The sequence below is a fragment of the Streptomyces sp. NBC_00400 genome, from assembly GCF_036048035.1.
In the GTDB taxonomy this organism is placed as follows: Bacteria; Actinomycetota; Actinomycetes; order Streptomycetales; family Streptomycetaceae; genus Streptomyces.
Genome location: NZ_CP107940.1, coordinates 4,645,044 through 4,668,047 on the forward strand (window position 1 = coordinate 4,645,044; position 23,004 = coordinate 4,668,047).

General features: G+C 69.4%; 21 protein-coding genes and 4 tRNA genes. 20 read left to right on the forward strand and 5 right to left on the reverse strand.

Annotated elements, in window-relative coordinates; all coding sequences use genetic code 11:
- The first annotated feature begins 127 nt into the window (after positions 1-127).
- The 4 genes from OHS81_RS20265 to OHS81_RS20280 all read left to right on the forward strand — a co-directional run bounded on the left by OHS81_RS20265 (position 128) and on the right by OHS81_RS20280 (position 4,994).
- Positions 128-1,756, forward strand: coding sequence for a complex I subunit 4 family protein (locus tag OHS81_RS20265; RefSeq protein ID WP_328391290.1), 1,629 nt, complete (start codon positions 128-130; stop codon positions 1,754-1,756).
- Entirely contained in the window at positions 1,756-3,321 is a 1,566-nt protein-coding gene (locus OHS81_RS20270) for an NADH-quinone oxidoreductase subunit N (protein WP_328386130.1), read from the forward strand. Before OHS81_RS20265 ends, OHS81_RS20270 begins: the two co-directional genes overlap by 1 nt.
- 287 nt (positions 3,322-3,608) lie before the next feature.
- Positions 3,609-4,469 carry a zinc metalloprotease HtpX gene (gene htpX, locus OHS81_RS20275; RefSeq protein WP_328386131.1) on the forward strand — a complete coding sequence of 287 codons (861 nt, stop codon included), beginning with the start codon at positions 3,609-3,611 and terminating at the stop codon, positions 4,467-4,469.
- Between the two features lie 132 nt (positions 4,470-4,601).
- Entirely contained in the window at positions 4,602-4,994 is a 393-nt protein-coding gene (locus OHS81_RS20280; protein ID WP_328386132.1) for a YccF domain-containing protein, read from the forward strand.
- Positions 4,995-5,104: 110 nt separating this feature from the next.
- Here the strand turns inward: OHS81_RS20280 and OHS81_RS20285 are convergent, their stop codons facing one another.
- Entirely contained in the window at positions 5,105-5,593 is a 489-nt protein-coding gene (locus OHS81_RS20285) for a YajQ family cyclic di-GMP-binding protein (protein WP_018090929.1), read from the reverse strand.
- Between the two features lie 190 nt (positions 5,594-5,783).
- On the opposite strand from OHS81_RS20285, the gene OHS81_RS20290 reads away from it, so the two are divergent.
- A tRNA-Tyr gene (locus tag OHS81_RS20290) sits at positions 5,784-5,865 on the forward strand.
- A gap of 459 nt (positions 5,866-6,324) precedes the next feature.
- On the opposite strand, the gene OHS81_RS20295 is transcribed toward OHS81_RS20290, so the two are convergent.
- Both OHS81_RS20295 and OHS81_RS20300 read right to left on the reverse strand, forming a co-directional pair.
- Entirely contained in the window at positions 6,325-6,993 is a 669-nt protein-coding gene (locus OHS81_RS20295; RefSeq protein WP_328386133.1) for an NAD(P)H-binding protein, read from the reverse strand.
- Between the two features lie 76 nt (positions 6,994-7,069).
- A complete protein-coding gene (locus OHS81_RS20300) occupies positions 7,070-8,332 on the reverse strand; it encodes an amidohydrolase family protein (RefSeq protein ID WP_328386134.1) in 1,263 nt (420 codons plus the stop codon).
- 182 nt (positions 8,333-8,514) lie between these two features.
- Here OHS81_RS20300 and OHS81_RS20305 point away from each other — a divergent pair.
- The 6 genes from OHS81_RS20305 (at position 8,515) to OHS81_RS20330 (ending at position 11,051) form a co-directional block, all read left to right on the forward strand.
- Positions 8,515-8,587: transfer RNA gene (locus OHS81_RS20305), tRNA-Thr, on the forward strand.
- A gap of 47 nt (positions 8,588-8,634) precedes the next feature.
- A tRNA-Met gene (locus tag OHS81_RS20310) sits at positions 8,635-8,707 on the forward strand.
- Between the two features lie 89 nt (positions 8,708-8,796).
- Positions 8,797-8,961 carry a 50S ribosomal protein L33 gene (rpmG, locus tag OHS81_RS20315; RefSeq protein WP_006604855.1) on the forward strand — a complete coding sequence of 55 codons (165 nt, stop codon included), beginning with the start codon at positions 8,797-8,799 and terminating at the stop codon, positions 8,959-8,961.
- Between the two features lie 84 nt (positions 8,962-9,045).
- Positions 9,046-9,498 (forward strand): MaoC family dehydratase N-terminal domain-containing protein, encoded by a 453-nt coding sequence (locus OHS81_RS20320; RefSeq protein WP_088798422.1) that lies wholly within the window; start codon positions 9,046-9,048, stop codon positions 9,496-9,498.
- 1 nt (position 9,499) lies between these two features.
- Positions 9,500-9,934, forward strand: coding sequence for a MaoC family dehydratase (locus tag OHS81_RS20325; RefSeq protein WP_088798421.1), 435 nt, complete (start codon positions 9,500-9,502; stop codon positions 9,932-9,934).
- A gap of 61 nt (positions 9,935-9,995) precedes the next feature.
- The gene (locus tag OHS81_RS20330) at positions 9,996-11,051 is read left to right on the forward strand and encodes a UDP-N-acetylmuramate dehydrogenase (RefSeq protein WP_328386135.1); all 1,056 of its coding nucleotides are present in this window, start codon (positions 9,996-9,998) and stop codon (positions 11,049-11,051) included.
- 29 nt (positions 11,052-11,080) lie between these two features.
- On the opposite strand, the gene OHS81_RS20335 is transcribed toward OHS81_RS20330, so the two are convergent.
- Complete coding sequence (locus tag OHS81_RS20335; protein WP_328386136.1) at positions 11,081-12,124, reverse strand: adenosine deaminase; 1,044 nt, start codon at positions 12,122-12,124, stop codon at positions 11,081-11,083.
- A 139-nt stretch (positions 12,125-12,263) separates the two neighbouring features.
- Positions 12,264-13,499, reverse strand: a complete 1,236-nt coding sequence (locus OHS81_RS20340; RefSeq protein ID WP_311623462.1) for a pyridoxal phosphate-dependent aminotransferase — start codon at positions 13,497-13,499, stop codon at positions 12,264-12,266.
- A 193-nt stretch (positions 13,500-13,692) separates the two neighbouring features.
- On the opposite strand from OHS81_RS20340, the gene OHS81_RS20345 reads away from it, so the two are divergent.
- The 9 genes from OHS81_RS20345 to rpoB all read left to right on the forward strand — a co-directional run bounded on the left by OHS81_RS20345 (position 13,693) and on the right by rpoB (position 22,985).
- A tRNA-Trp gene (locus OHS81_RS20345) sits at positions 13,693-13,765 on the forward strand.
- Positions 13,766-13,872: 107 nt separating this feature from the next.
- Positions 13,873-14,169: a preprotein translocase subunit SecE gene (gene secE / locus OHS81_RS20350; RefSeq protein WP_042155825.1), complete on the forward strand. Its 297-nt coding sequence runs from the start codon at positions 13,873-13,875 to the stop codon at positions 14,167-14,169.
- Between the two features lie 73 nt (positions 14,170-14,242).
- Positions 14,243-15,109, forward strand: coding sequence for a transcription termination/antitermination protein NusG (gene nusG, locus OHS81_RS20355; protein ID WP_328386137.1), 867 nt, complete (start codon positions 14,243-14,245; stop codon positions 15,107-15,109).
- A 168-nt stretch (positions 15,110-15,277) separates the two neighbouring features.
- Positions 15,278-15,712 carry a 50S ribosomal protein L11 gene (gene rplK / locus OHS81_RS20360; RefSeq protein ID WP_030074757.1) on the forward strand — a complete coding sequence of 145 codons (435 nt, stop codon included), beginning with the start codon at positions 15,278-15,280 and terminating at the stop codon, positions 15,710-15,712.
- 82 nt (positions 15,713-15,794) lie between these two features.
- The gene (rplA, locus tag OHS81_RS20365; RefSeq protein WP_030074759.1) at positions 15,795-16,511 is read left to right on the forward strand and encodes a 50S ribosomal protein L1; all 717 of its coding nucleotides are present in this window, start codon (positions 15,795-15,797) and stop codon (positions 16,509-16,511) included.
- Between the two features lie 148 nt (positions 16,512-16,659).
- Positions 16,660-17,532, forward strand: coding sequence for a hypothetical protein (locus OHS81_RS20370; RefSeq protein WP_328386138.1), 873 nt, complete (start codon positions 16,660-16,662; stop codon positions 17,530-17,532).
- A gap of 320 nt (positions 17,533-17,852) precedes the next feature.
- A complete protein-coding gene (gene rplJ / locus OHS81_RS20375) occupies positions 17,853-18,404 on the forward strand; it encodes a 50S ribosomal protein L10 (RefSeq protein ID WP_328386139.1) in 552 nt (183 codons plus the stop codon).
- Positions 18,405-18,488: 84 nt separating this feature from the next.
- Positions 18,489-18,872 (forward strand): 50S ribosomal protein L7/L12, encoded by a 384-nt coding sequence (gene rplL, locus OHS81_RS20380; RefSeq protein ID WP_328386140.1) that lies wholly within the window; start codon positions 18,489-18,491, stop codon positions 18,870-18,872.
- Between the two features lie 627 nt (positions 18,873-19,499).
- The gene (gene rpoB / locus OHS81_RS20385) at positions 19,500-22,985 is read left to right on the forward strand and encodes a DNA-directed RNA polymerase subunit beta (RefSeq protein WP_328386141.1); all 3,486 of its coding nucleotides are present in this window, start codon (positions 19,500-19,502) and stop codon (positions 22,983-22,985) included.
- Positions 22,986-23,004 lie beyond the last annotated feature (19 nt).

Genomic DNA, 23,004 nt, shown 5'->3' on the forward strand with positions numbered 1-23,004 from the left:
TGGCGCACGTGTGCCTGACGGCCGCACCCCCGGTGCACGCACCCCGCACCCCCAGCCGACGCCCCTCGTGGCCGGGCTCGCCGGAGCCGAACCCCTGAGGAGGGCCTGACCCGTGAACCCCACCGCTCTGCAGTACCTCCTCGCGGCGGTCGTCGTCCTCCCCCTGCTGGGCGCTGCCGGCGCCCTGCTCCCGCCGCCCCCAGGGCTCAAGGGCCGCAACCCCGGCCAGGCCGTACTGCGCCACGGCGTGACCGTCACCGGTGTCGTGCTCGCCGCCGCCGTCGCGCTGGCCGCCGGCTTCGACCACGACCACCCGGCCCGTATGCAGGCCACCACCGACATCAGCTGGATCCCGGCGCTGGACATCCGCATCCACCTCGGCGTCGACGGCATCTCGCTCCCCCTTGTCGTACTGACCGCGCTGCTGACCTTCCTCTGCGCCCTCTACAGCTACTCCCACATGCCGAAGGGCCCGTCCCCCAAGGCATTTGTGGCCCTGCTGCTCACGCTCGAAGCCGGCACCCTCGCCAGCTTCGCCGTCCTCGACCTGATGCTGTTCTTCCTCGCCTTCGAGATGGTCCTCATCCCGATGTACTTCCTCATCGCCCGCTGGGGCGGCGCGGGGAAGCAGGCGGCGGCCTGGAAGTTCATCCTCTACACGCTGCTCGGCTCCGTCGTGATGCTGCTCGGCCTCCTCCTCATCGGCGTGAAATCCGGCACGTTCGACATGGTGGCACTCGCCACTGACAACGGGCCGAAAGACCAGCTCAGCCACACGGTTCAGCTCCTGGCGGTGCTCGCGATCGGCATCGGACTGGCCGTCAAGTCCCCGCTGTGGCCGCTGCACAGCTGGCTGCCGGACGCCCACACCGCCGCCCCCACCGTCGGCTCGGTGCTGCTGGCCGGCGTCCTGCTGAAGATGGGCACCTACGGCTTCGTGCGGATCGCGCTGCCCATCACACCCGAGGGCATGCACACCTTCGCGCCCTACCTCGCCGCGCTGGCCGCCATCGGCATCATCTACGGCTCGCTCGCCTGCCTCGCCCTCGTACGCAAGGGCGCGGGCGGCGACCTCAAGCGCCTGATCGCCTACAGCTCCGTCGGCCATATGGGCTTCGTGCTGCTCGGCATCGCCGGCATGACCCCCACCGGCGTCAACGGCGCGCTGTTCGCCAACATCGCCCACGGCCTGATCACCGGCCTGCTGTTCTTCCTGGTCGGCGCCCTCAAGGACCGCACCGGCAGCACCGACCTCGACGCTCTTGCGGGCAGCACCGGCGCCGCCCTCTACGGCAAGGCCCCCCGCTTCGGCGGCCTGCTCGCCTTCGCGGCGGTCGCCTCGCTCGGCATCCCCGGGCTGGCCGGCTTCTGGGGCGAGATGCTGGCGATGTTCGGCGCCTTCCGGCCCGCCGCCGGCCTCAGCCGCCCCGCCTTCCTGACGTTCATGGCGCTGGCCGGCCTCGGCACCCTGCTGACCGCCGCCTACCTGCTGCTCGTCGTCCGCCGTGTCTGCATGGGCGGCACCCCGGCAGTCGCCGAAGCCGTACCGGCGATCGAGGAAGGCACCGCCACGGCGGCCGAAGCGGCCACCACGGCCCCGGCCGCACCGGACCCCGTCATCCCCGACCTCGCGCGCTACGAGTACGCGGCCTGGACCCCCCTCGCCGTCCTCACCGTCCTCGCCGGACTGTGGCCCGCGGCCCTCCTCGGCCTCACCGACCCGGCCGTCCAGCAGCTCCTCGGAGGCGGTAAGTGATGAGCACGGTGACCTCTCTGGTCCAGTCCGTCGACTGGCTCGCCCTCGCGCCGCCCACGATCGCCGCGGCCGTCGCCCTGGTGATCCTCGTCGCCGACCTCTTCCTCCCGGCGGCCCGCAAGCCGCTGCTGGGGTGGATCGCCACGGCGGGCCTCGCGCTCGCCGCGCTGTCCCTGCTGCCCCTCCTGGACGGCGACCGCCGCACCTTCTGCCTGCCCGCCCACCCGGACGTGTGCAGCTATGCGGCCGACCCGTTCGCCCTGGTCATCCAGTTCCTGGTGCTCGGCGGGGCGCTGCTGACCGCCCTGCTGTCCATCGACACCCTCAAGGACCAGGACCTGCCCGCCGGCGAGTACTGGTTCCTGCTGCTCTCCTCGGCGGCCGGCGCCGCCCTGCTGCCCGCCTCCCGCGACCTCGCCACCCTGGTCATCGCCCTCGAAGTCGCCTCCCTGCCCGCCTTCGCGCTGGTCGGGCTGCGGCGCGGCGACCGGCTCTCCTCCGAGGCCGCCCTCAAGTTCTTCCTGTCCTCGGTGGCCGCCACCGCGGTGATGCTGCTCGGCGTGAGCTTCCTGTACGCGGCCACCGGCAGCCTGCACCTCTCCCAGGTGGCACACGCCCTCACCGACCTCCCCGACCCGCGGCTGGCCACCCTGGCGAGCGCCGGCGTCGCCCTCACCCTGGTCGGCTTCGCCTTCAAGACCGCCGCCGCCCCGTTCCACTTCTGGGTGCCGGACACCTACGTCGGCGCGCCGCTGCCCATCGCCGGCTACCTCTCCGTGGTGGGCAAGGCCGTCGGCTTCTCCGGCCTGATCCTCGTCACCGTCCAGGGCTTCCCCTCGTACGCGAACGTCTGGGGCCCGGCGCTGGCCGTCCTCGCCGCGCTCACCATGACCGTCGGCAACGTCGCGGCCCTGCGCCAGGACCCCCGCCGCGCGCACAGCGCCGTACGCCTGCTCGCCTGGTCCTCGGTCGGCCAGGCCGGCTACCTCCTGGTCCCGATCGCGGCGGCGGGCTACGCCCACGACCCGGGGCACGCGATCGGCTCCACCGTGGCCTACGCCCTGATGTACGCGGCCGTGAACCTCGGCGCCTTCGCCGTCGCCGCCCTGGTGGCCCGTACCCACCCTGCCCACCGCATCAGCGACTACCAGGGCCTGTACCACCAGCGGCCCGTCGTGGCGCTCGCCCTCGGCTTCTTCCTGCTCTGCCTCGCCGGACTGCCGCCCGGCATCATCGGCCTGTTCGCCAAGGTCACGGTCTTCTCCGCGGCCGTCGACGCGGGCCTGGCCTGGCTTGCCGTGATCATGGCCGTCAATGTCGTGATCGCGCTCTACTACTACCTGCAGTGGACCACGGTCCTCTTCCGGGGAGCCGGGGAAGCCGGCGAAACGGAGCGCACCGGGGAGGCGGCAGGGACCAAAACCCCCGCCCCCGCGGGGCACCCGGCCCCCGCCGCGATCCCGGCCCCCCTGGCCACCGCCATCGCGCTCGCCGCCGTCCTCGGCATCGCCCTCTCCGGCGCTCCGCAGCTCGTCCTGCGCTTCGCCTCCGGGGCGCTGCTCTAACGGCCTGCTCGCACGGCCTGCGCCAACGGCCGGCCCGCCCCGCAGGAATCCTCACCGGCGGCCCCACGGGACCGACACGGACGGCCCCAGGGGGCCCACACCGGCCTCCACCCCACCCGTACGGCGCCACGCCCCGGCGGACGCGCCCGCGTGCCCTCCCCGGTCCGCCGCCGGCGGACAAGGGAACCTGGCTCGTTCATCTCGCGTTGACCGGTGAGTAAGGGTCCACTGGTCAGTGGAGAAACGCAGCACAGGGTTCCCCTGCCGCACCGCTTGGAGGGCGTACCGTGCACCGCCGGCACAACGGGCTCAGGACCGCCGTACTCCTCGGGGGCCTGTCCGCCCTCATCATCGTCATCGGCAGCCTGTTCGGCCGTACGGGCCTGATCATCGCCGTCGTCGTGGCCCTGGGCACCAACGCCTACGCCTACTGGAACAGCGACAAACTGGCCCTGCGGGCGATGCGCGCCCGCCCGGTCAGCGAGTTCGAGGCGCCACAGCTCTACCGCATGGTCCGCGAGCTCTCCACCGCGGCCCGCCAGCCCATGCCGCGCCTGTACATCTCCCCGACCCAGGCGCCCAACGCCTTCGCCACCGGCCGCAACCCCCGCAACGCCGCGGTCTGCTGCACCGACGGCATCCTCCAACTGCTCGACGAACGCGAGCTGCGCGGCGTGATCGGCCATGAGCTCAGCCATGTCTACAACCGCGACATCCTGATCTCCTCCGTCGCCGGCGCGCTGGCCTCCGTCGTGATGTTCCTCGTCAACTTCGCCTGGCTGATTCCCCTGGGCCGCTCCGACGACGACGAGGGCCCCGGCCTCCTCGGCATGCTGCTGATCATGATCCTCGGGCCGGTCGCGGCCTCGCTCATCCAGCTCGCCGTCAGCCGCTCGCGCGAGTACGAGGCCGACGCCGCGGGCGCCCAGCTCACCGGCGACCCGCTGGCCCTGGCCTCCGCACTGCGCAAGCTGGAGACCGGAACCCGGCAGCTCCCGCTCCCGCCCGAGCCGCGCCTGGAAGCCGCCGGCCACATGATGATCGCCAACCCGTTCCGGGGCGGCGGCCTGTCCCGGCTCTTCTCCACCCACCCCCCGATGGACGAACGGATCGCCCGCCTCGAAAACATGGCGGGCCACCGACCCTGACGCCCCCGAGGCCGCCGGGACCGGTGGCCGTCAGCAGGCACCCGGCGCATCATGAACGCAACGATTCACCGGGCCCAGCGCGTCTAGCACGGCAGACACATTCTCCGCCGTGCCCGTGGAAGGCTGCTGATCATGAAGTTCATCCTCAACGTCCTCTGGCTGGTCCTCAGCGGCTTCTGGCTGGCGCTCGGCTACGTCTTCGCGGGCATCATCTGCTGCGTCTTGATCATTACCATTCCATTTGGCATTGCTAGCTTTCGTATCGCGGGCTACGCCCTGTGGCCGTTCGGTCGGACGACCGTGGAGCGCCGCGATGCTGGCGCCGGCTCGATGATCGGCAACGTGATCTGGATCATCTTCGCGGGCTGGTGGCTGGCCCTGGGCCACATCGTCACCGGCCTCGTCCTGTGCGTGACGATCATCGGCATCCCGTTCGGCATCGCCAACTTCAAGATGATCCCGATCTCCCTGATGCCCCTGGGCCGCGACATCGTCTCCACCGACGAGCCGTTCGCCGCCCGCTGACGGCCCTCTGACCGCCTGCCGCCCGCTCCTCGTGGTGCCGCCCCGACACACCGGTGGGGCGGCACGCCGAAGCGCGCCGCCCCATCCCGTGGCCTCCGAAAGCCGGGCTGCTACCGGTAGTTCACGAACTGCAGGGCGAAGTCCAGGTCCTTGCCCTTGAGCAGCTGCTGCACCGCCTGCAGGTCGTCCCGGCTCTTCGAGCTGACCCGCAGCTCGTCGCCCTGCACCTGCGCCTTGACGCCCTTCGGGCCCTCATCGCGGATGATCTTGGCGACCTTCTTGGCGTTGTCCTGCGAGATCCCCTCCTCGATCGAGGCGAAGATCTTGTACTCCTTGCCCGAGGCCTGCGGCTCACCGGCGTCCAGCGCCTTCAGCGAGATCCCGCGCTTGACCAGCTTGGACTGGAAGATGTCGAGCACGGCCTTCACCCGCTCCTCGGCGTTGGCGCGCATCTCGATCTTCTCGCCCGACCACTCGATCGACGCGCCCACGCCCTTGAAGTCGTAGCGCTGCGAGATCTCCTTGGCGGCCTGGTTGAGGGCGTTGTCGACCTCCTGCCGCTCTACCTTCGAGACGATGTCGAAACTGGAGTCGGCCATGTTGAGTTGGCTCCTCGTACGTAGATCCGTCAGGGCTGCGGCCCTTCCCGGGCCCGCCTGCCAAGCCTAGCCACCCGGCCAAGATCCAGCGCTCCCGAATCGAGTGGCGAACCACCCCCAGCCATCGGGTATGGTTTACGTCGTTGCCACGGAGCACCGCCCCACAGCGGCTCTCCCGGCAGCAAACCCAGGCGGTGTGCCCGAGCGGCCAAAGGGAGCAGACTGTAAATCTGCCGGCTCAGCCTTCCCAGGTTCGAATCCTGGCGCCGCCACAGGGAACAAAGAGCCCCTGGTCTGCGATTACCGCATACCAGGGGCTCTTTGGCATGCTTCTTCGGGTGAGGCCGGACCGCCTCCCTCTTTCCCGTCCTCCCGCAGTCTTTCCCGGGGCATCGATGGCCTTCCGGATGCCGCCCCCGGGCTCGGCGGGTCTTGAGTTCCCGCCCGCCAGGTCGTCAGCTGCGAAGGCCAACGGCACCTCCGCCGTGACCAGGAGGCATGCCCCCACAAATGTGCCGATGAGAAGCCCGCCACCTGGGCTTCCGGGGCGGGTGGGCTTCGTCACTGTCCGAGCGCTTCCTTCGCTTGGCCGACACGGCACCGTGACTGCCGTGGGCCGGCGCCCGCAGTGCAAGCCGCTCAGCAGGGAAAAACCGGGCCCCCGCCCCGCCCGCGCCGACGGGCCGGGGTGGGCGGGGGCCGGAGTGGCCTTCGGGCTCCCGGCGGACGTCCTACCGCTGCGCCGCCGACACCGCCCGCACCGCGTCCACCACCGGTACATCCCCGGCGATCAGCTCCAACGTCTTGCCGATCGTGCCCGGTTCGTCGAGGAGTGCCATCAGGGTGGCGGCGACGTCGTCGCGAGGGACGGGGCCGCGGCCGGTCGCGTCGGCCAGTGTGACCCGGCCCGGTCCGGGGTCGTTCGTCAGCCGGCCGGGCCGCAGGATCGTCCAGTCCAGGCCGGCCCGGGAGCGGATGTCCGCGTCGGCTGCGGCCTTGGCCCGCAGGTAGGCGGCGAAGACCGGGTCGGTGCCCTCGGGGGGCTCACGGTCCGCGCCCATGGAGGAGATGACGAGGAAGCGCCGTACGCCCGCCGCCTCGGCCGCGTCCGCGAAGAGCCGCGCCGCGCCGCGGTCCACCGTTTCCTTGCGTTCGGTGCCGCTGCCGGGCCCCGCACCCGCCGCGAAGACGGCCGCGTCGGCGCCTTCCATGTGCCGGGTGACGTCCTCCACCGACGCCGACTCCAGGTCGCAGACCACCGGCTCGGCGCCCGCGGCCAGCAAATCGCCGGCCTGCTCCGGCCGGCGGACGATGCCCGCGACCTCGTCCCCGCGCCCGGCGAGCAACCGCTCCAGCCGCAGCGCGATCTGACCATGTCCACCTGCGATGACAATGCGCATGATCCCGACCGTACGCCGAAGGCCCGTCGCACCGTGCGGGACCGGCCGGGGGCCGGGGGCTTCTCGCCGCCGTGGCTCAGCGCTGCGACTGCCGGGGCAGCTCCAGCGCCACCTCCGCCGCCGAGTCGCAGTACTCCCGCACCGCGCTGGTACGGGCGACCACCCGCCCGCGGTGGATCACGATCCGGCTGTAGGCCAGCGAGAGCACCCCGGCGATCCGCTCGCCGCGCACCGCCAGCAGCTCCGCGGGGAAGCCCGCCTCGACGCGCACCTCGGGCAGGCCCAGCGTCGCCCGCGCCGCCGAACTCACGGTCTCGTACGCCGCATCCGGCGTGGCCTCCCCCAGGGAAGCCAGCAGATAGGCCGCCTCCAGCGGGTCGCCCCGTCCGACCGGGTTCGCCACGTCCCGCAGCGCCCCGCTGCCCGCCGCCACCCGCACCCCGGCCGCCCGCAGCAGCCGTACGGGCGCCGGCCGCGACACCCGTGAGCCGTACCGCTCCAGCCCCGTGCAGTCGCCCTGCGGCAGACAGACGACGGCGACCCCGGCGGCCGCCAGCTGCTCGGCGACCCGCGCCGCCACGCTCCGCGGCATCCGGGCCATCCCCGCGCACGGCCCGAGGGTGACACCAGGCCGCAGTCCGCCGGACATCGCCGCGAACCGCGCCAGCCGTGCCGGATCGTCGCCGTCGGTGTGCAGGTCCACCGGGCAGCCGTGCTCCCCGGCCAGCTCCAGGACCGTTTCGACATACCCGGCCGGGTCGGGGTCGAGATCCGGGCAGCCGCCGATGACCGCGGCGCCCATCTTCACGGCGTCCCGCAGCATCGCCAGCCCGTCCGCCCCGGCCACCCCGGTCAGCACCCGCGGCACCGCGACCGCCGCCAGGTCGGCCAGCCCCCGCAGCGACCGGCGGGCCTGCAGCACCGCCTCCAGCGAGCGCAGGCCCTGTACGTCGCCGATCCGGACGTGACTGCGCGAAGCGGTGGCGCCGTGCCCCAGCTGCAGCAGTGCGGCCTCGGTCGTCCGCCGCTGGACGTCCTCGGGGGACCCGGGGGCGGGGCCGTCGGCGTCCGCCGTCAGGGCGGTGTCGCAGTGCGCATGGGGTTCGGCGGGGGCGGGGAGCAGGAGGTAGCCGGCGAGGTCGACGCGGGCGCCCTGCGGGGCGAGGCTGCCGGCCGTCCCGACGGCCTCGATGCGTCCGCCGCCGAGCCGTACGTCCACCGTCCGGCCGTCGGCGAGCCGGGCGCCGCACAGCACCAGCGCACCGCTGTCCGGCCCGGCGTAGCGGCCGGCACCGCCGGGCTTTCCCGGCTGGGGCTGCGGCGAACTGCTGTCGGACATCGCGCTCCTCGAAGCCACCGGCGTGCAAGATCACGCAGCGTTCTTCCGAGCCTAGGGCGCGGCCGGGAGAGCTTCGCGCAGGCGCGAAATAGTCGTACCGGTGTGGTGCGCGGGGCCGTTGGGGCACGGCCCGGATACGGATTTCACGTTTGGCGGCGGGCCGTGTAATGTCTTCATCGCTCGCCCCAATAGCTCAGTCGGCAGAGCGTCTCCATGGTAAGGAGAAGGTCTACGGTTCGATTCCGTATTGGGGCTCTGATGTGTGAGGTACCTCGCCTTCGGGCGGGGGACTCTTACATCACAGCGGTGTAGCTCAGTCGGTAGAGCAAGCGGCTCATAATCGCTGTGTCACCGGTTCAAGTCCGGTCACCGCTACTGACAGTAGCCGATTGTGGGGTCGGTCCTCCGATCGGCTACTCTTTTATGCGTTAATCCGACCACCCGTCCGTCCAAGGAGCACTCACGTGGCTGCCACCGACGTCCGCCCGAAGATCACGCTGGCCTGCGTGGAGTGCAAGGAGCGGAACTACATCACCAAGAAGAACCGGCGTAACGACCCGGACCGTCTTGAGATGAAGAAGCACTGCCCCCGTTGCAACTCGCACACCGCGCACCGCGAGACGCGATAACACAGGCTCGTCCGTGAGGCCGTCCCCATTCGTGGGGGCGGCCTCACGGCGTTATCACCATCAGTACAGGGAGGTTGCGAGCCCATGGCGCTCGACCAGTCTTTTGTCGGACGCACGTACCCGCCCACCGACCCGTACGAGGTCGGCCGGGAAAAGATCCGCGAATTCGCCGAGGCCATCGGTGACACCAACCCCGCCTACACGGACGCCGAGGCGGCCAAGGCACTCGGTCACTCCGATGTGATCGCGCCGCCGACTTTTGTGTTTGCGATCACTTTCCAGGCGGCCGGTCAGGTCATCGAGGATCCGCAACTGGGGCTGGACTACAGCCGGGTGGTGCACGGCGACCAGAAGTTCGCCTACACCCGGCCGGTGCGCAGCGGGGACCGGCTGAGCGTCACCTCCACCATCGAGGCCATCAAGTCCATGGCGGGCAACGACATCATCGATATCCGCGGCGAGGTGCACGACGAGGCGGGCGAACATGTCGTGACCGCCGTCACCAAGCTGGTGGCCCGTGCCGCGAAGGAGGCCTGAGATGACCGCCACGATTTCTTACGACGAGGTCGAGGTCGGCACCGAACTCCCGGCGCAGACCTTCCCCGTGAGCCGCGCCACGCTCGTCCGGTACGCGGGCGCCTCCGGCGACTTCAACCCGATCCACTGGAACGAGAAGTTCGCCAAGGAGGTCGGCCTGCCGGACGTCATCGCCCACGGCATGTTCACCATGGCCGAGGCGATCCGGGTGGTCACCGACTGGGCCGGTGACCCGGGTGCGGTCGCCGAGTACGGCGTGCGCTTCACCAAGCCCGTCGTCGTCCCCAACGACGAGACCGGTGCCCTGATCGAGGTCACCGCCAAGGTCGCCGCCAAGCTGGACGACGACGACCGTACGGTCCGGGTCGACCTCACCGCGGTGAGCGCGGGCCAGAAGGTGCTGGGCATGTCCCGCGCCGTGGTCCGTCTCGCCTGAGCGGCGTCCTGCGGGGGCGGCCGGCCGGGCATCGCCGGACCGCCCCCGTACCCTTGGGCGCGTGCAGGAACTCCACGACGCGCCCCTCGCCCCGCTGACCACCTTCCGCCTCGGCGGACCGGCCACCCGCCTCGTCACGGCCACCACCGACGACGAGGTGATCGCGACGGTCCGCGCGGCCGACGAAGCCGGGACCCCGCTGCTGATCATCGGCGGCGGCAGCAACCTCGTGATCGGCGACAAGGGCTTCGACGGCACGGCCCTGCGCATCGCCACCCGCGGCTTCGCGCTCGACGGCACGGACCTCACCCTCGCCGCCGGCGAGAACTGGTCCGACGCGGTCGCCCGTACGGTCGAGGCCGGACTGGCCGGTGTGGAGTGCCTGGCCGGCATCCCCGGCTCGGCGGGCGCCACCCCGATCCAGAACGTGGGCGCGTACGGCCAGGAGGTCTCCGCCACGATCACCGAGGTCGTCGCCTACGACCGCCGCACCGGCGAGACGGTCACCCTCCCGAACGCGGAGTGCGGCTTCTCGTACCGCCACAGCCGCTTCAAGGAGCACCCCGACCGGTTCGTGGTGCTGCGGGTGCGCTTCGCCCTGGAGGACGCCGGAGGCCTCTCCGCGCCCCTGAAGTACCCCGAGACGGCCCGCGCCCTCGGCGTCGAGGCCGGGGACCGGGTCCCGGCCGCCGTGGCCCGGGAGACCGTTCTGGCGCTGCGCGCCGGAAAGGGCATGGTGCTGGACGCCGAGGACCACGACACCTGGTCGGCCGGCTCCTTCTTCACCAACCCGATCCTCACCGAGGCCGAGCACGCCGTCTTCCTGCGGCGGGTCCAGGACCGCCTCGGCCCCGACACCGCCCCGCCCGCGTTCCCGGCCGGCGAGGGCCTGGTGAAGACCTCCGCCGCCTGGCTCATCGACCGGGCCGGCTTCACCAAGGGCTACGGCAGCGGCCCGGCCCGTATCTCCACCAAGCACACCCTTGCGCTCACCAACCGCGGCAGGGCCACCACCGAGGACCTGCTCGCCCTGGCCCGCGAGGTCCGCGACGGTGTCCATGCGGCCTTCGGCGTCACGCTCGTCAACGAACCGGTCACGGTCGGCGTCAGTCTCTAGGGAAGCCTCCCCGGGGCGGCCCGGGGGCGCTACGCGCCCAGCCAGCCGTCGATCTCCGTCAGCAGCCGCTGCTGCTCGTCCTGCGGGGCGCACGAGCCGCGGACCGACTGCCGGGCGAGTTCGGCCAGTTCGGCGTCCGTGAAGCCGTGTGAGGTGCGGGCGATCTCGTACTGCGCGGCCAGCCGCGCGCCGAACAGCAGCGGATCGTCCGCGCCCAGCGCCATCGGCACGCCGGCGTCGAAGAGCGCCCGCAGCGGTACGTCCTCCGGCTTCTCGTAGACCCCCAGCGCCACATTCGACGCCGGGCACACCTCGCAGGTCACCCCGCGCGAGGCCAGCCGGCGCAGCAGCACGGGGTCCTCCGCGGCCCGTACGCCGTGCCCCACCCGGCCGGCGTGCAGATCGTCCAGGCAGTCCCGGACGCTGGCCGGCCCCGACAGCTCGCCGCCGTGCGGTGCCGCCAGCAGTCCGCCCTCCCGGGCGATGGCGAAGGCACGGTCGAAGTCCCGGGCGAAACCGCGGCGTTCGTCGTTGGACAGCCCGAAACCGATCACCCCCCGGTCGGCGTAGCGCACCGCGAGACGCGCCAGCGTGCGGGCGTCCAGCGGGTGCTTCATGCGGTTCGCTGCGACCACGACACGGATACCGAGCCCGGTGTCACGGGAGGCGCCGTGCACCGCGTCCAGGATGATCTCCAGGGCCGGGATCAGCCCGCCCAGCCGCGGTGCGTACGAGGTCGGGTCGACCTGGATCTCCAGCCAGCGCGACCCGTCGCGGACATCCTCCTCGGCGGCCTCGCGGACCAGCCGCCGGATGTCCTCGGGTTCCCGCAGGCACGACCGCGCGATGTCGTAGAGCCGCTGGAAGCGGAACCAGCCGCGCTCGTCCGTGGCCCTCAGCCGGGGCGGTTCACCGCTCCGCAGCGCCTCGGGCAGATGGACGCCGTACTTGTCGGCGAGCTCCAGCAGGGTCGCGGACCGCATCGAACCGGTGAAGTGCAGGTGCAGATGGGCCTTCGGCAGTCGGCGCAGGTCTCGAAGTGCGGCTCCGCCGCGGGCACGAACGCTCTCCATCCCAAGATCTTGCCGTATGGGGGCGGTGCGCCGGTAGGGCCTTTCCCGAAGGGGTGTCCCCGGGAACGCGCGAACGGGCGCCCGGAAGACTCCGGACGCCCGCCGCTGGGCACCTACGAAAATTCGTAAGTGGATCGGATCACTTCGCCTCGGCCAGCAGCTTCTGCAGCCGCGACACGCCCTCGACCAGGTCCTCGTCGCCCAGCGCGTAGGAAAGCCGCAGGTAGCCGGGGGTGCCGAAGGCCTCACCCGGGACGACGGCGACCTCCGCCTCCTCCAGGATCAGCCCGGCCAGCTCGACGCTGGTCTGCGGGCGCTTGCCGCGGATCTCCTTGCCCAGGAGCTCCTTGACCGACGGGTACGCGTAGAACGCGCCCTCCGGCTCCGGGCACAGCACGCCGTCGATCTCGTTGAGCATCCGCACGATCGTGCGACGGCGGCGGTCGAAGGCGACCTTCATCTCCTCGACGGCCGTCAGATCGCCGGAGACCGCCGCGATGGCCGCGGCCTGCGCGACGTTGGAGACGTTGGACGTGGCGTGCGACTGGAGGTTCGCGGCGGCCTTGATGACGTCCTTGGGGCCGATCGCCCAGCCCACCCGCCAGCCGGTCATCGCGTAGGTCTTCGCCACGCCGTTGACGATGATGCACTTGTCGCGCAGCTCCGGCACGACCACGGGCAGCGACGAGAACTCGGCGTCGCCGTAGACCAGGTGCTCGTAGATCTCGTCGGTCAGCACCCACAGGCCGTGCTCGGCGGCCCAGCGGCCGACCGCCTCGACCTGCTCGCGGGTGTAGACCGCACCGGTCGGGTTCGACGGCGACACGAAGAGCAGCACCTTGGTGCGCTCCGTACGGGCCGCCTCCAACTGCTCGACGGTCACGCGGTAGCCGGTGGTCTCGTCGGCGACCACATCGACCGGGACACCGCCCGCGAGCCGGATCGACTCCGGGTAGGTGGTCCAGTACGGGGCGGGGACGATGACCTCGTCGCCCGGGTCGAGGATCGCCGCGAACGCCTCGTAGATGGCCTGCTTGCCGCCGTTCGTCACCAGGACGTTCGCGGCCTCGATCTCGTAGCCGGAGTCACGCAGCGTCTTCGCGGCGATCGCGGTCTTGAGCTCGGGGAGGCCGCCGGCCGGGGTGTAGCGGTGGTACTTCGGGTTGCGGCAGGCCTCGATCGCCGCCTCGACGATGTAGTCGGGCGTGGGGAAGTCGGGCTCACCGGCGCCGAAGCCGATCACCGGGCGTCCGGCCGCCTTGAGGGCCTTCGCCTTGGCGTCGACGGCGAGGGTGGCGGACTCGGAGATCGAACCGACGCGGGCCGAGACCCGGCGGTCGGTGGGGGACGATGCGGAAGGGGTTGCAGCGCTCATATATGCATCGTTGCAGACCTCTGAGGAGCCCGTTGCACGGGTTTGCGGGCACCACCCGGGAGGACCCGGGGGGATCCTGTTCGACGCCTGGCTCCGAACCACGTACACTCGCTGACCGTTGGCTCCGAACAGGCCGCCGCGGCGCACGCACTTAGTGCAGTCGACCGCATGCGGTAGGTTGGGGGAACCACAAAGGGTCGTAGCTCAATTGGTAGAGCACTGGTCTCCAAAACCAGCGGTTGGGGGTTCAAGTCCCTCCGGCCCTGCTACACGCACTCTCCACCGCAGTGCGTGCACGCGTACGTATGAAATGCACCGCCGTGCGGCTCAACCGGGCGCGGCACGGCCACGACCCGGATTCAGGTGAGGACGAGTGACGGACGCCCTGGGCTCCATCGACATGCCTGAGCGCGGTCGTTCCGAGGACGACACCGCGGAATCCCAGAAGAAGCCCCGCCGTGGCGGCAAGCGCGGCAAGAAGGGCCCCTTCGCGCGGCTCGCGCTTTTCTACCGCCAGGTCGTGGCGGAGCTCCGCAAGGTCGTCTGGCCCACGCGTAGCCAGCTGTCGACGTACACCAGTGTGGTGATCGTCTTCGTTGTCATCATCATCGGTCTCGTAACCGTGATTGACTTGGGAATCAACCGAGTCGTCGGGTACGTCTTCGGCTGATCCCGCGGAGGGCGCCTCAGCGGGCGCCCCTTTCGCATGTTCAACCCCTTGAAGCCAGGAAGAAGCAGCCACCGTGTCTGACCCGAACCTGAACGACGCCGCCGACTCCGCAGAGCCGGCAGCGGCCGACGTTGACGCGGCTGCCTCGGCCGAGGTCGAGGGCGACGACACCGCGCTTGAGATCGTCGAGGCCGCCGACGAGGCCGACGAGCTCGACTCCGAGGACGCCGCCGCCGGCGAGCCCGCCGAAGAGGCTGCGGTGCACGTCGAAGAGGACGCCGAGGCCGCCGCCGAGGTCGCCGAGGACGAGGAGCAGGAGCCGGTCGACCCGGTGGCCGCCCTCCGTGACGAGCTCCGTGGCCTGCCCGGCGAGTGGTACGTCATCCACACCTACGCCGGTTACGAGAACCGCGTGAAGACCAACCTCGAACAGCGTGCCGTCTCGCTGAACGTCGAGGACTTCATCTTCCAGGCCGAGGTGCCGCAGGAAGAGGTCGCGCAGATCAAGAACGGCGAGCGCAAGACCATCCGCCAGAACAAGCTCCCGGGCTACGTTCTCGTGCGCATGGACCTGACGAACGAGTCCTGGGGCGTCGTCCGCAACACCCCGGGCGTCACCGGCTTCGTCGGCAACGCCTACGACCCCTACCCGCTGACGCTGGACGAGATCGTCAAGATGCTCGCCCCGGAGGCTGAGGAGAAGGCCGCCAAGGAGGCCGCCGCGGCCGAGGGCAGGCCGGCGCCGTCGCGCAAGGTCGAGGTCCAGGTGCTGGACTTCGAGGTGGGCGACTCCGTCACCGTCACCGACGGCCCGTTCGCGACGCTGCAGGCGACGATCAACGAGATCAACGCCGACTCGAAGAAGGTCAAGGGCCTCGTCGAGATCTTCGGCCGCGAGACCCCGGTCGAGCTGAGCTTCGACCAGATCCAGAAGAACTAGGTTCTTCCGGAACACCAGCCAAACCGATCAGGTCAGACGGGCTCACAGCCGGTCTGACCTGCTCGGTTTTTGGCCGCACGACTATACCCGTTATCGTTGTGCGGTATGCCTCCATCCGGATGACCGGGTGGATTGGCGAAACACCTCTCACTAGGACCCGGAGAGAGCATGCCTCCCAAGAAGAAGAAGGTCACGGGGCTCATCAAGCTCCAGATCAGCGCCGGCGCCGCAAACCCGGCCCCGCCGGTCGGCCCCGCGCTGGGCCAGCACGGCGTCAACATCATGGAGTTCTGCAAGGCCTACAACGCCGCGACCGAGTCGCAGCGTGGCATGGTCGTGCCGGTGGAGATCACGGTCTACGAAGACCGTTCCTTCACCTTCATCACCAAGACCCCGCCGGCCGCGAAGCTCATCCTGAAGGCCGCGGGCGTGGAGAAGGGCTCCGGCGAGCCGCACAAGACCAAGGTCGCCAAGATCACGCGCGACCAGGTCCGTGACATCGCCACCACCAAGATGCCCGACCTGAACGCCAACGACCTGGACGCCGCCGAGAAGATCATCGCCGGCACCGCCCGTTCCATGGGCATCACGGTCGAGGGCTGATCTCAGCCCCGCAGGCACCACCCGTGGCAGGACCAGGCGCTGGTCCGCACCACGACTCCACCCCACTGCATCAGGAGCAGAAGTGAAGCGCAGCAAGACTCTTCGCACCGCGGACGCGAAGATCGACCGGGAGCGCGTGTACGCCCCCCTCGAGGCCGTCCGTCTCGCCAAGGACACCACGTCCGTCAAGTTCGACGCGACCGTCGAGGTCGCCATGCGTCTGGGTGTCGACCCGCGCAAGGCCGACCAGATGGTCCGTGGCACCGTGAACCTCCCGCACGGCACCGGTAAGACCGCCCGGGTCCTGGTCTTCGCGACCGGTGACCGTGCTGCGGCCGCGGAAGCCGCCGGCGCCGACATCGTCGGCTCGGACGAACTGATCGACGAGGTCTCCAAGGGCCGTCTGGACTTCGACGCCGTCGTCGCCACCCCGGACCTCATGGGCAAGGTCGGCCGCCTCGGCCGCGTGCTCGGTCCGCGTGGTCTGATGCCGAACCCGAAGACCGGCACCGTCACCCCGGATGTCGCCAAGGCTGTCACCGACATCAAGGGCGGCAAGATCGAGTTCCGCGTGGACAAGCACGCGAACCTCCACTTCATCATCGGCAAGGTCTCCTTCGACGAGACCAAGCTGGTGGAGAACTACGCCGCGGCGCTCGAGGAGATCAACCGCCTCAAGCCGTCCGCCGCCAAGGGCCGCTACATCAAGAAGGCCACCATCACCACCACGATGGGCCCCGGCATCCCGCTGGACGCCAACCGCACCCGCAACCTCCTCGTCGAGGACGAGGCCGTCTGATCTTCCTGATCGACGCCTTGTAGCGCGTGATTCGTGCGTCAGGCCCCGTTTCTCCCTGTGGAGAGACGGGGCCTGACGCATGTGCGGTCAGTGGCCTGCACTACAGTCGCCCCGAGGTCGACAAAGCTGATCCAAGGGGGAGCCTCACATGCGTAGCACGCGTATAGCCGCCGCCGTGGCGGGTGCCGTGATTCTGGTGGGCGGTCTGAGCGCCTGCAACAACAACGACGGGGGCAAGGCGTCCGGGGGCGGGAGCAGCAGCACCGGCGGCAGCGACGCGGGCGGGAAGCAGGACCCGGCGCAGAATCCGGCGGACGCGCTGAAGGCGGCCCAGCAGGCGACCAAGGCCAAGAAGACCGCGAAGATCGACGCCTCCACGACCTCGACCCTGCTCGGCAAGCAGATGAAGCAGTCCACCAAGGGCGAGCTGGACTGGTCGCAGGGCATGCGGATGAACGTGGAAAACACCATGGACGTCGGCGGGAGCTCCGGTAGGCCGAGCAAGCCGAGCAAGGCGATCTACGCCGAGGACGCCGTGTACATGAACCTGGGCGCCGCCATGCCGGGTGCCGGCGGCAAGCCCTGGACGAAGTACCCGTACTCCCTCCTGTCGAAGAGGCTGGGCGGCTCGGGCGCCATGCTCCAGGAAGCGCTGCAGAACGCCGACCCGAGTCAGCCGATCGAGCTGCTGGCCGCCTCCGGCTCGGCCAAGGCCGTCGGCAAGGAGGACGTCAACGGTGTCCAGGCGACGCACTACACCGGCACCATCACGCCGGATCAGCTGAGCGGCAAGCTCGGCAAAGACCTCGGTGACATGATCCGCAAGCAGTTCGAGAAGAGCGGCGCAAAGAGCGAGCAGCTCGACGTCTGGATCGACTCGAACAACCTGCTGGTCAAGAAGCGGGAGAAGCTCGGCGGCAAGCAGCCCAGCGACTCCACCGCGCTCTACACGGGCTACGGCACCAAGGCCGACGTGGCGCCGCCGCCGGCGAGCCAGACGACGACCGCGCCCGGCGCCTGAACCGGTACCGCGCACGCGTGACGGCGTGGCCGGGGGCTCTGCGATGTCCCCGCCCACGCCGATTTGCCTGACCGCATCCTGCTCCCGTATCTTTTCCCGGAAGCCAAAGACCGCTGGTTGTCTCTGCGCGTCCGGTCCCGGACGTGTGGTGGCCGAAGGATCCGCTAGCTGCGGACGGCCTGCGCAGGTGTGTATGGATGAACTCCCGGCCGGATTCCGATCCGACCCGGTCGAGTACGCCCCGTGCGCCTGCGCCGGGGCGTTTGTTTTGCCCAGCCCCTTCTGCGCGGTCCTCATCACCCGGAAGGAGGCCGAGGCTCATGGCGACGTCTGACAAGAACGCAGCTGTTGCGGAGATCACTGAGAAGCTCCGTGACTCCAACGCAGCTGTTGTGACTTCTTACACCGGACTGACTGTGGCGCAGCTCAAGGAGCTGCGTCGTTCTCTCGGCGAGAACGCTCAGTACCGTGTGGTGAAGAACACGCTGACCAAGATCGCGGCCAAGGAGGCCGGGATTCAGCTGGACGAGCACCTCAAGGGCTCGACCGCTGTTGCCTTCGTGACCGGTGACCCGGTCACGGCGGCGAAGGGTCTTCGTGACTTCGCCAAGGAAAACCCCGCTCTCGTCATCAAGGGCGGTGTCCTTGACGGCAAGGCGCTGTCCGCCGACGAGATCAAGAAGCTTGCGGACCTCGAGTCCCGTGAGGTTCTGCTCGCCAAGCTGGCGGGTGGCATGAAGGCGTCCATGGTCAAGGCCGCGGCGACCTTCCAGGCCCCCCTCACGAAGTTCGCCCGCACCGCGGACGCGCTTCGCAGCAAGGTCGAGCAGGGCGGTGCCGGTACGCCGGCTCCCGCCGAGGCTGCCGAGTAACCACTCGGACGCCCAGCGGGCCCGTAGTACGCCCGCCAGACATGTACATCCGGCACCAGCCGAATTAGTGGAAGGACCGCCACCATGGCGAAGCTCAGCCAGGAAGACCTGCTCGCGCAGTTCGAGGGCATGACCCTCATCGAGCTCTCCGAGTTCGTGAAGGCGTTCGAGGACAAGTTCGACGTCGAGGCTGCTGCCCCGGTCGCCGTTGCCGCCGCCGGCGTTCCCGGCGCCCCGGCCGCCGAGGTCGAGGAGCAGGACGAGTTCGACGTCATCCTCACCGGTGCGGGCGACAAGAAGATCCAGGTCATCAAGGTCGTGCGTGAGCTGACCTCCCTGGGTCTGAAGGAGGCCAAGGACCTCGTCGACGGCACCCCGAAGCCGGTCCTCGAGAAGGTCGCCAAGGAAGCCGCCGAGAAGGCCGCCGAGTCCCTCAAGGGCGCCGGTGCCTCCGTCGAGGTCAAGTGACCCCACTGAGTCTCTGACTCACGTCCACGGCGCCTGAGGCGCCACGGACACCAGCCAAGGGCGATCACCCATGCGGGTGGTCGCCCTTCGGCGTGCTCGCCACGGCTGCATTCTCTCGCGCCTGCGTGCGAGTATGGTGATCATCGTTGCCCGGACGTGCCCCCATGTGACGATCTCCCAGAGGTGGGGGGCCTTGACGAACCGGACGCGGCGCGCAATTCTCGGGACGCGACGCAGAAGCGATCCAGGGTTCGAGGCATGGATCGCCGACGAAGAGGGAAGCATCGGTGTGCGCCACTGGCGCAGGGCTTTCGGCAGGCGCAGGGCAATGGGCGTAGAGAAGAACAACGAGGAGTTCCTCCGGTGCGGAGGACACGACCTCCCGGAGGGAGAAGATCGGTATCACGGCGTTGAACCGGTCTCCGGAAACTCGCTCTGGACATCAGTGTGCCAAGTGGCTACACTGACCCTTTGCGCTGCCTGTTAGCTGCTCCCTGCCCGTCACCAGGGGCATACCCGAGCCCGAGCAAAGCTGAATGATCTGCCCTGACCTGGGCTTTCCCTCAGTCTGTTCGGTTCGGGACCGGTACGCGCGTAGTGAGTCCGAGCCCTCGGAAGGACCCCCTCTTGGCCGCCTCGCGCAACGCCTCGACTGCCAATACGAACAACGGCGACAGCACCGCCCCGCTGCGCATCTCTTTTGCGAAGATCAAGGAGCCCCTCGGGGTTCCGAACCTCCTTGCGCTGCAGACCGAAAGCTTCGACTGGCTGCTCGGCAATGCCGCATGGAAGGGTCGCGTCGAGGCTGCGCTGGAGAGTGGGCAGGAAGTCCCCACCAAGTCCGGTCTGGAAGAGATCTTCGAAGAGATCTCCCCGATCGAGGACTTCTCCGGGTCGATGTCGCTGACGTTCCGCGACCACCGCTTCGAGCCCCCGAAGAACTCCATCGACGAGTGCAAGGAGCGCGACTTCACGTACGCGGCTCCGCTCTTCGTCACCGCTGAGTTCACGAACAACGAGACCGGCGAGATCAAGTCCCAGACGGTCTTCATGGGCGACTTCCCGCTCATGACGAACAAGGGCACCTTCTGCATCAACGGCACCGAGCGTGTCGTCGTCTCGCAGCTGGTGCGCTCGCCGGGCGTGTACTTCGACAGCTCCATCGACAAGACGTCCGACAAGGACATCTTCTCCGCCAAGATCATCCCGTCCCGGGGTGCCTGGCTGGAGATGGAGATCGACAAGCGCGACATGGTCGGTGTGCGCATCGACCGCAAGCGCAAGCAGTCCGTGACCGTTCTGCTCAAGGCTCTCGGTTGGACGACCGAGCAGATCCTCGAGGAGTTCGGCGAGTACGAGTCGATGCGCGCCACCCTGGAGAAGGACCACACCCAGGGCCAGGACGACGCGCTGCTCGACATCTACCGCAAGCTGCGTCCGGGCGAGCCGCCGACCCGTGAGGCCGCGCAGACGCTGCTCGAGAACCTGTACTTCAACCCCAAGCGCTACGACCTCGCGAAGGTCGGCCGCTACAAGGTCAACAAGAAGCTCGGCGGCGACGAGCCGCTGGACGCCGGTGTGCTGACCACCGATGACGTCATCGCCACGATCAAGTACCTGGTCAAGCTGCACGCCGGCGAGACCGAGACGATCGGCGAGAACGGCACGGAGATCGTCGTCGAGACCGACGACATCGACCACTTCGGCAACCGTCGTCTGCGCAACGTCGGCGAGCTCATTCAGAACCAGGTCCGTACGGGTCTCGCCCGTATGGAGCGCGTCGTGCGCGAGCGCATGACCACCCAGGACGTCGAGGCGATCACGCCGCAGACCCTGATCAACATCCGGCCGGTCGTCGCCTCCATCAAGGAGTTCTTCGGCACCAGCCAGCTGTCCCAGTTCATGGACCAGACCAACCCGCTGTCGGGTCTGACCCACAAGCGTCGTCTGTCGGCGCTGGGCCCGGGTGGTCTCTCCCGTGAGCGGGCCGGCCTGGACGTCCGTGACGTGCACCCCTCGCACTACGGCCGCATGTGCCCGATTGAGACCCCCGAAGGTCCCAACATCGGTCTGATCGGCTCGCTGGCCTCCTACGGCCGGGTCAACGTCTTCGGCTTCATCGAGACGCCCTACCGCAAGGTCGTCGACGGCCAGGTCACGGAGGAGGTGGACTACCTCACCGCTGATGAGGAGGACCGCTTCCTGATCGCCCAGGCCAACGCCAAGCTCAGCGAGGACATGCGGTTCTCCGAGCAGCGTGTGCTGGTCCGCCGTCGTGGCGGCGAGGTCGACCTGGTCCCCGCCGACGAGGTCGACTTCATGGATGTCTCGCCGCGCCAGATGGTGTCGGCCGCGACCGCCATGATCCCGTTCCTCGAGCACGACGACGCCAACCGTGCGCTCATGGGCTCGAACATGATGCGCCAGGCCGTTCCGCTGATCAAGGCGGAGTCGCCGCTGGTCGGCACCGGCATGGAGTACCGCTGTGCGGTCGACGCCGGTGACGTCATCAAGGCGGAGAAGGACGGTGTGGTCCAGGAGGTCTCCGCGGACTACATCACCGTCGCCAACGACGACGGCACGTACACCACGTACCGCGTCGCCAAGTTCACCCGCTCCAACCAGGGCACCTCCTTCAACCAGAAGGTCGTCGTGGACGAGGGCGCGCGGGTCATCGAGGGCCAGGTCCTCGCCGACGGCCCGTCCACCGAAGAGGGCGAGATGGCCCTCGGCAAGAACCTGCTCGTGGCGTTCATGCCGTGGGAGGGTCACAACTACGAGGACGCGATCATCCTGTCGCAGCGCCTCGTGCAGGACGACGTCCTCTCCTCGATCCACATCGAGGAGCACGAGGTCGACGCCCGTGACACCAAGCTGGGCCCCGAGGAGATCACCCGGGACATCCCGAACGTCTCCGAGGAGGTCCTCTCCGACCTCGACGAGCGCGGCATCATCCGTATCGGTGCCGAGGTCGTCGCCGGCGACATCCTCGTCGGCAAGGTCACGCCCAAGGGTGAGACCGAGCTGACCCCCGAGGAGCGCCTGCTCCGCGCGATCTTCGGTGAGAAGGCGCGCGAGGTGCGCGACACCTCGCTGAAGGTGCCGCACGGTGAGATCGGCAAGGTCATCGGCGTCCGCGTCTTCGACCGCGAAGAGGGCGACGAGCTGCCCCCGGGCGTGAACCAGCTGGTCCGCGTCTACGTCGCCCAGAAGCGCAAGATCACCGACGGTGACAAGCTCGCCGGCCGTCACGGCAACAAGGGCGTCATCTCGAAGATCCTGCCGGTCGAGGACATGCCGTTCCTCGAGGACGGCACCCCGGTCGACATCATCCTCAACCCGCTGGGTGTCCCGTCCCGAATGAACCCGGGACAGGTCCTGGAGATCCACCTCGGCTGGCTCGCCAGCCAGGGCTGGAAGGTCGAGGGCGTCGAGGAGGAGTGGAAGAAGCGTCTCCACTCGATCTCCGCCGACGAGGTCGCCCCCGGCTCCAACGTCGCCACCCCGGTGTTCGACGGTGCGCGCGAGGACGAGATCTCCGGTCTCTTCGAGTCGACGATCCCCAACCGCGACGGCGAGCGGATGGTCAAGGGCTCCGGCAAGGCGCGGCTGTTCGACGGCCGCTCCGGTGAGCCGTTCCCGGACCCGATCTCGATCGGGTACATGTACATCCTCAAGCTGCACCACCTGGTCGACGACAAGCTCCACGCGCGTTCGACCGGTCCGTACTCGATGATCACCCAGCAGCCGCTGGGTGGTAAGGCTCAGTTCGGTGGCCAGCGGTTCGGTGAGATGGAGGTGTGGGCGCTGGAGGCATACGGCGCCGCCTACGCCCTCCAGGAGCTGCTGACGATCAAGTCCGACGACGTGACCGGCCGCGTGAAGGTCTACGAGGCCATCGTCAAGGGCGAGAACATCCCCGAGCCCGGCATTCCCGAGTCCTTCAAGGTGCTCATCAAGGAAATGCAGTCCCTGTGCCTCAACGTGGAGGTGCTGTCCTCGGACGGCATGTCCATCGAGATGCGCGACACCGACGAGGACGTCTTCCGCGCAGCGGAGGAGCTCGGCATCGACCTGTCCCGGCGCGAGCCGAGCAGCGTCGAAGAGGTCTGACGGGAGTCCGGCCGGGGAG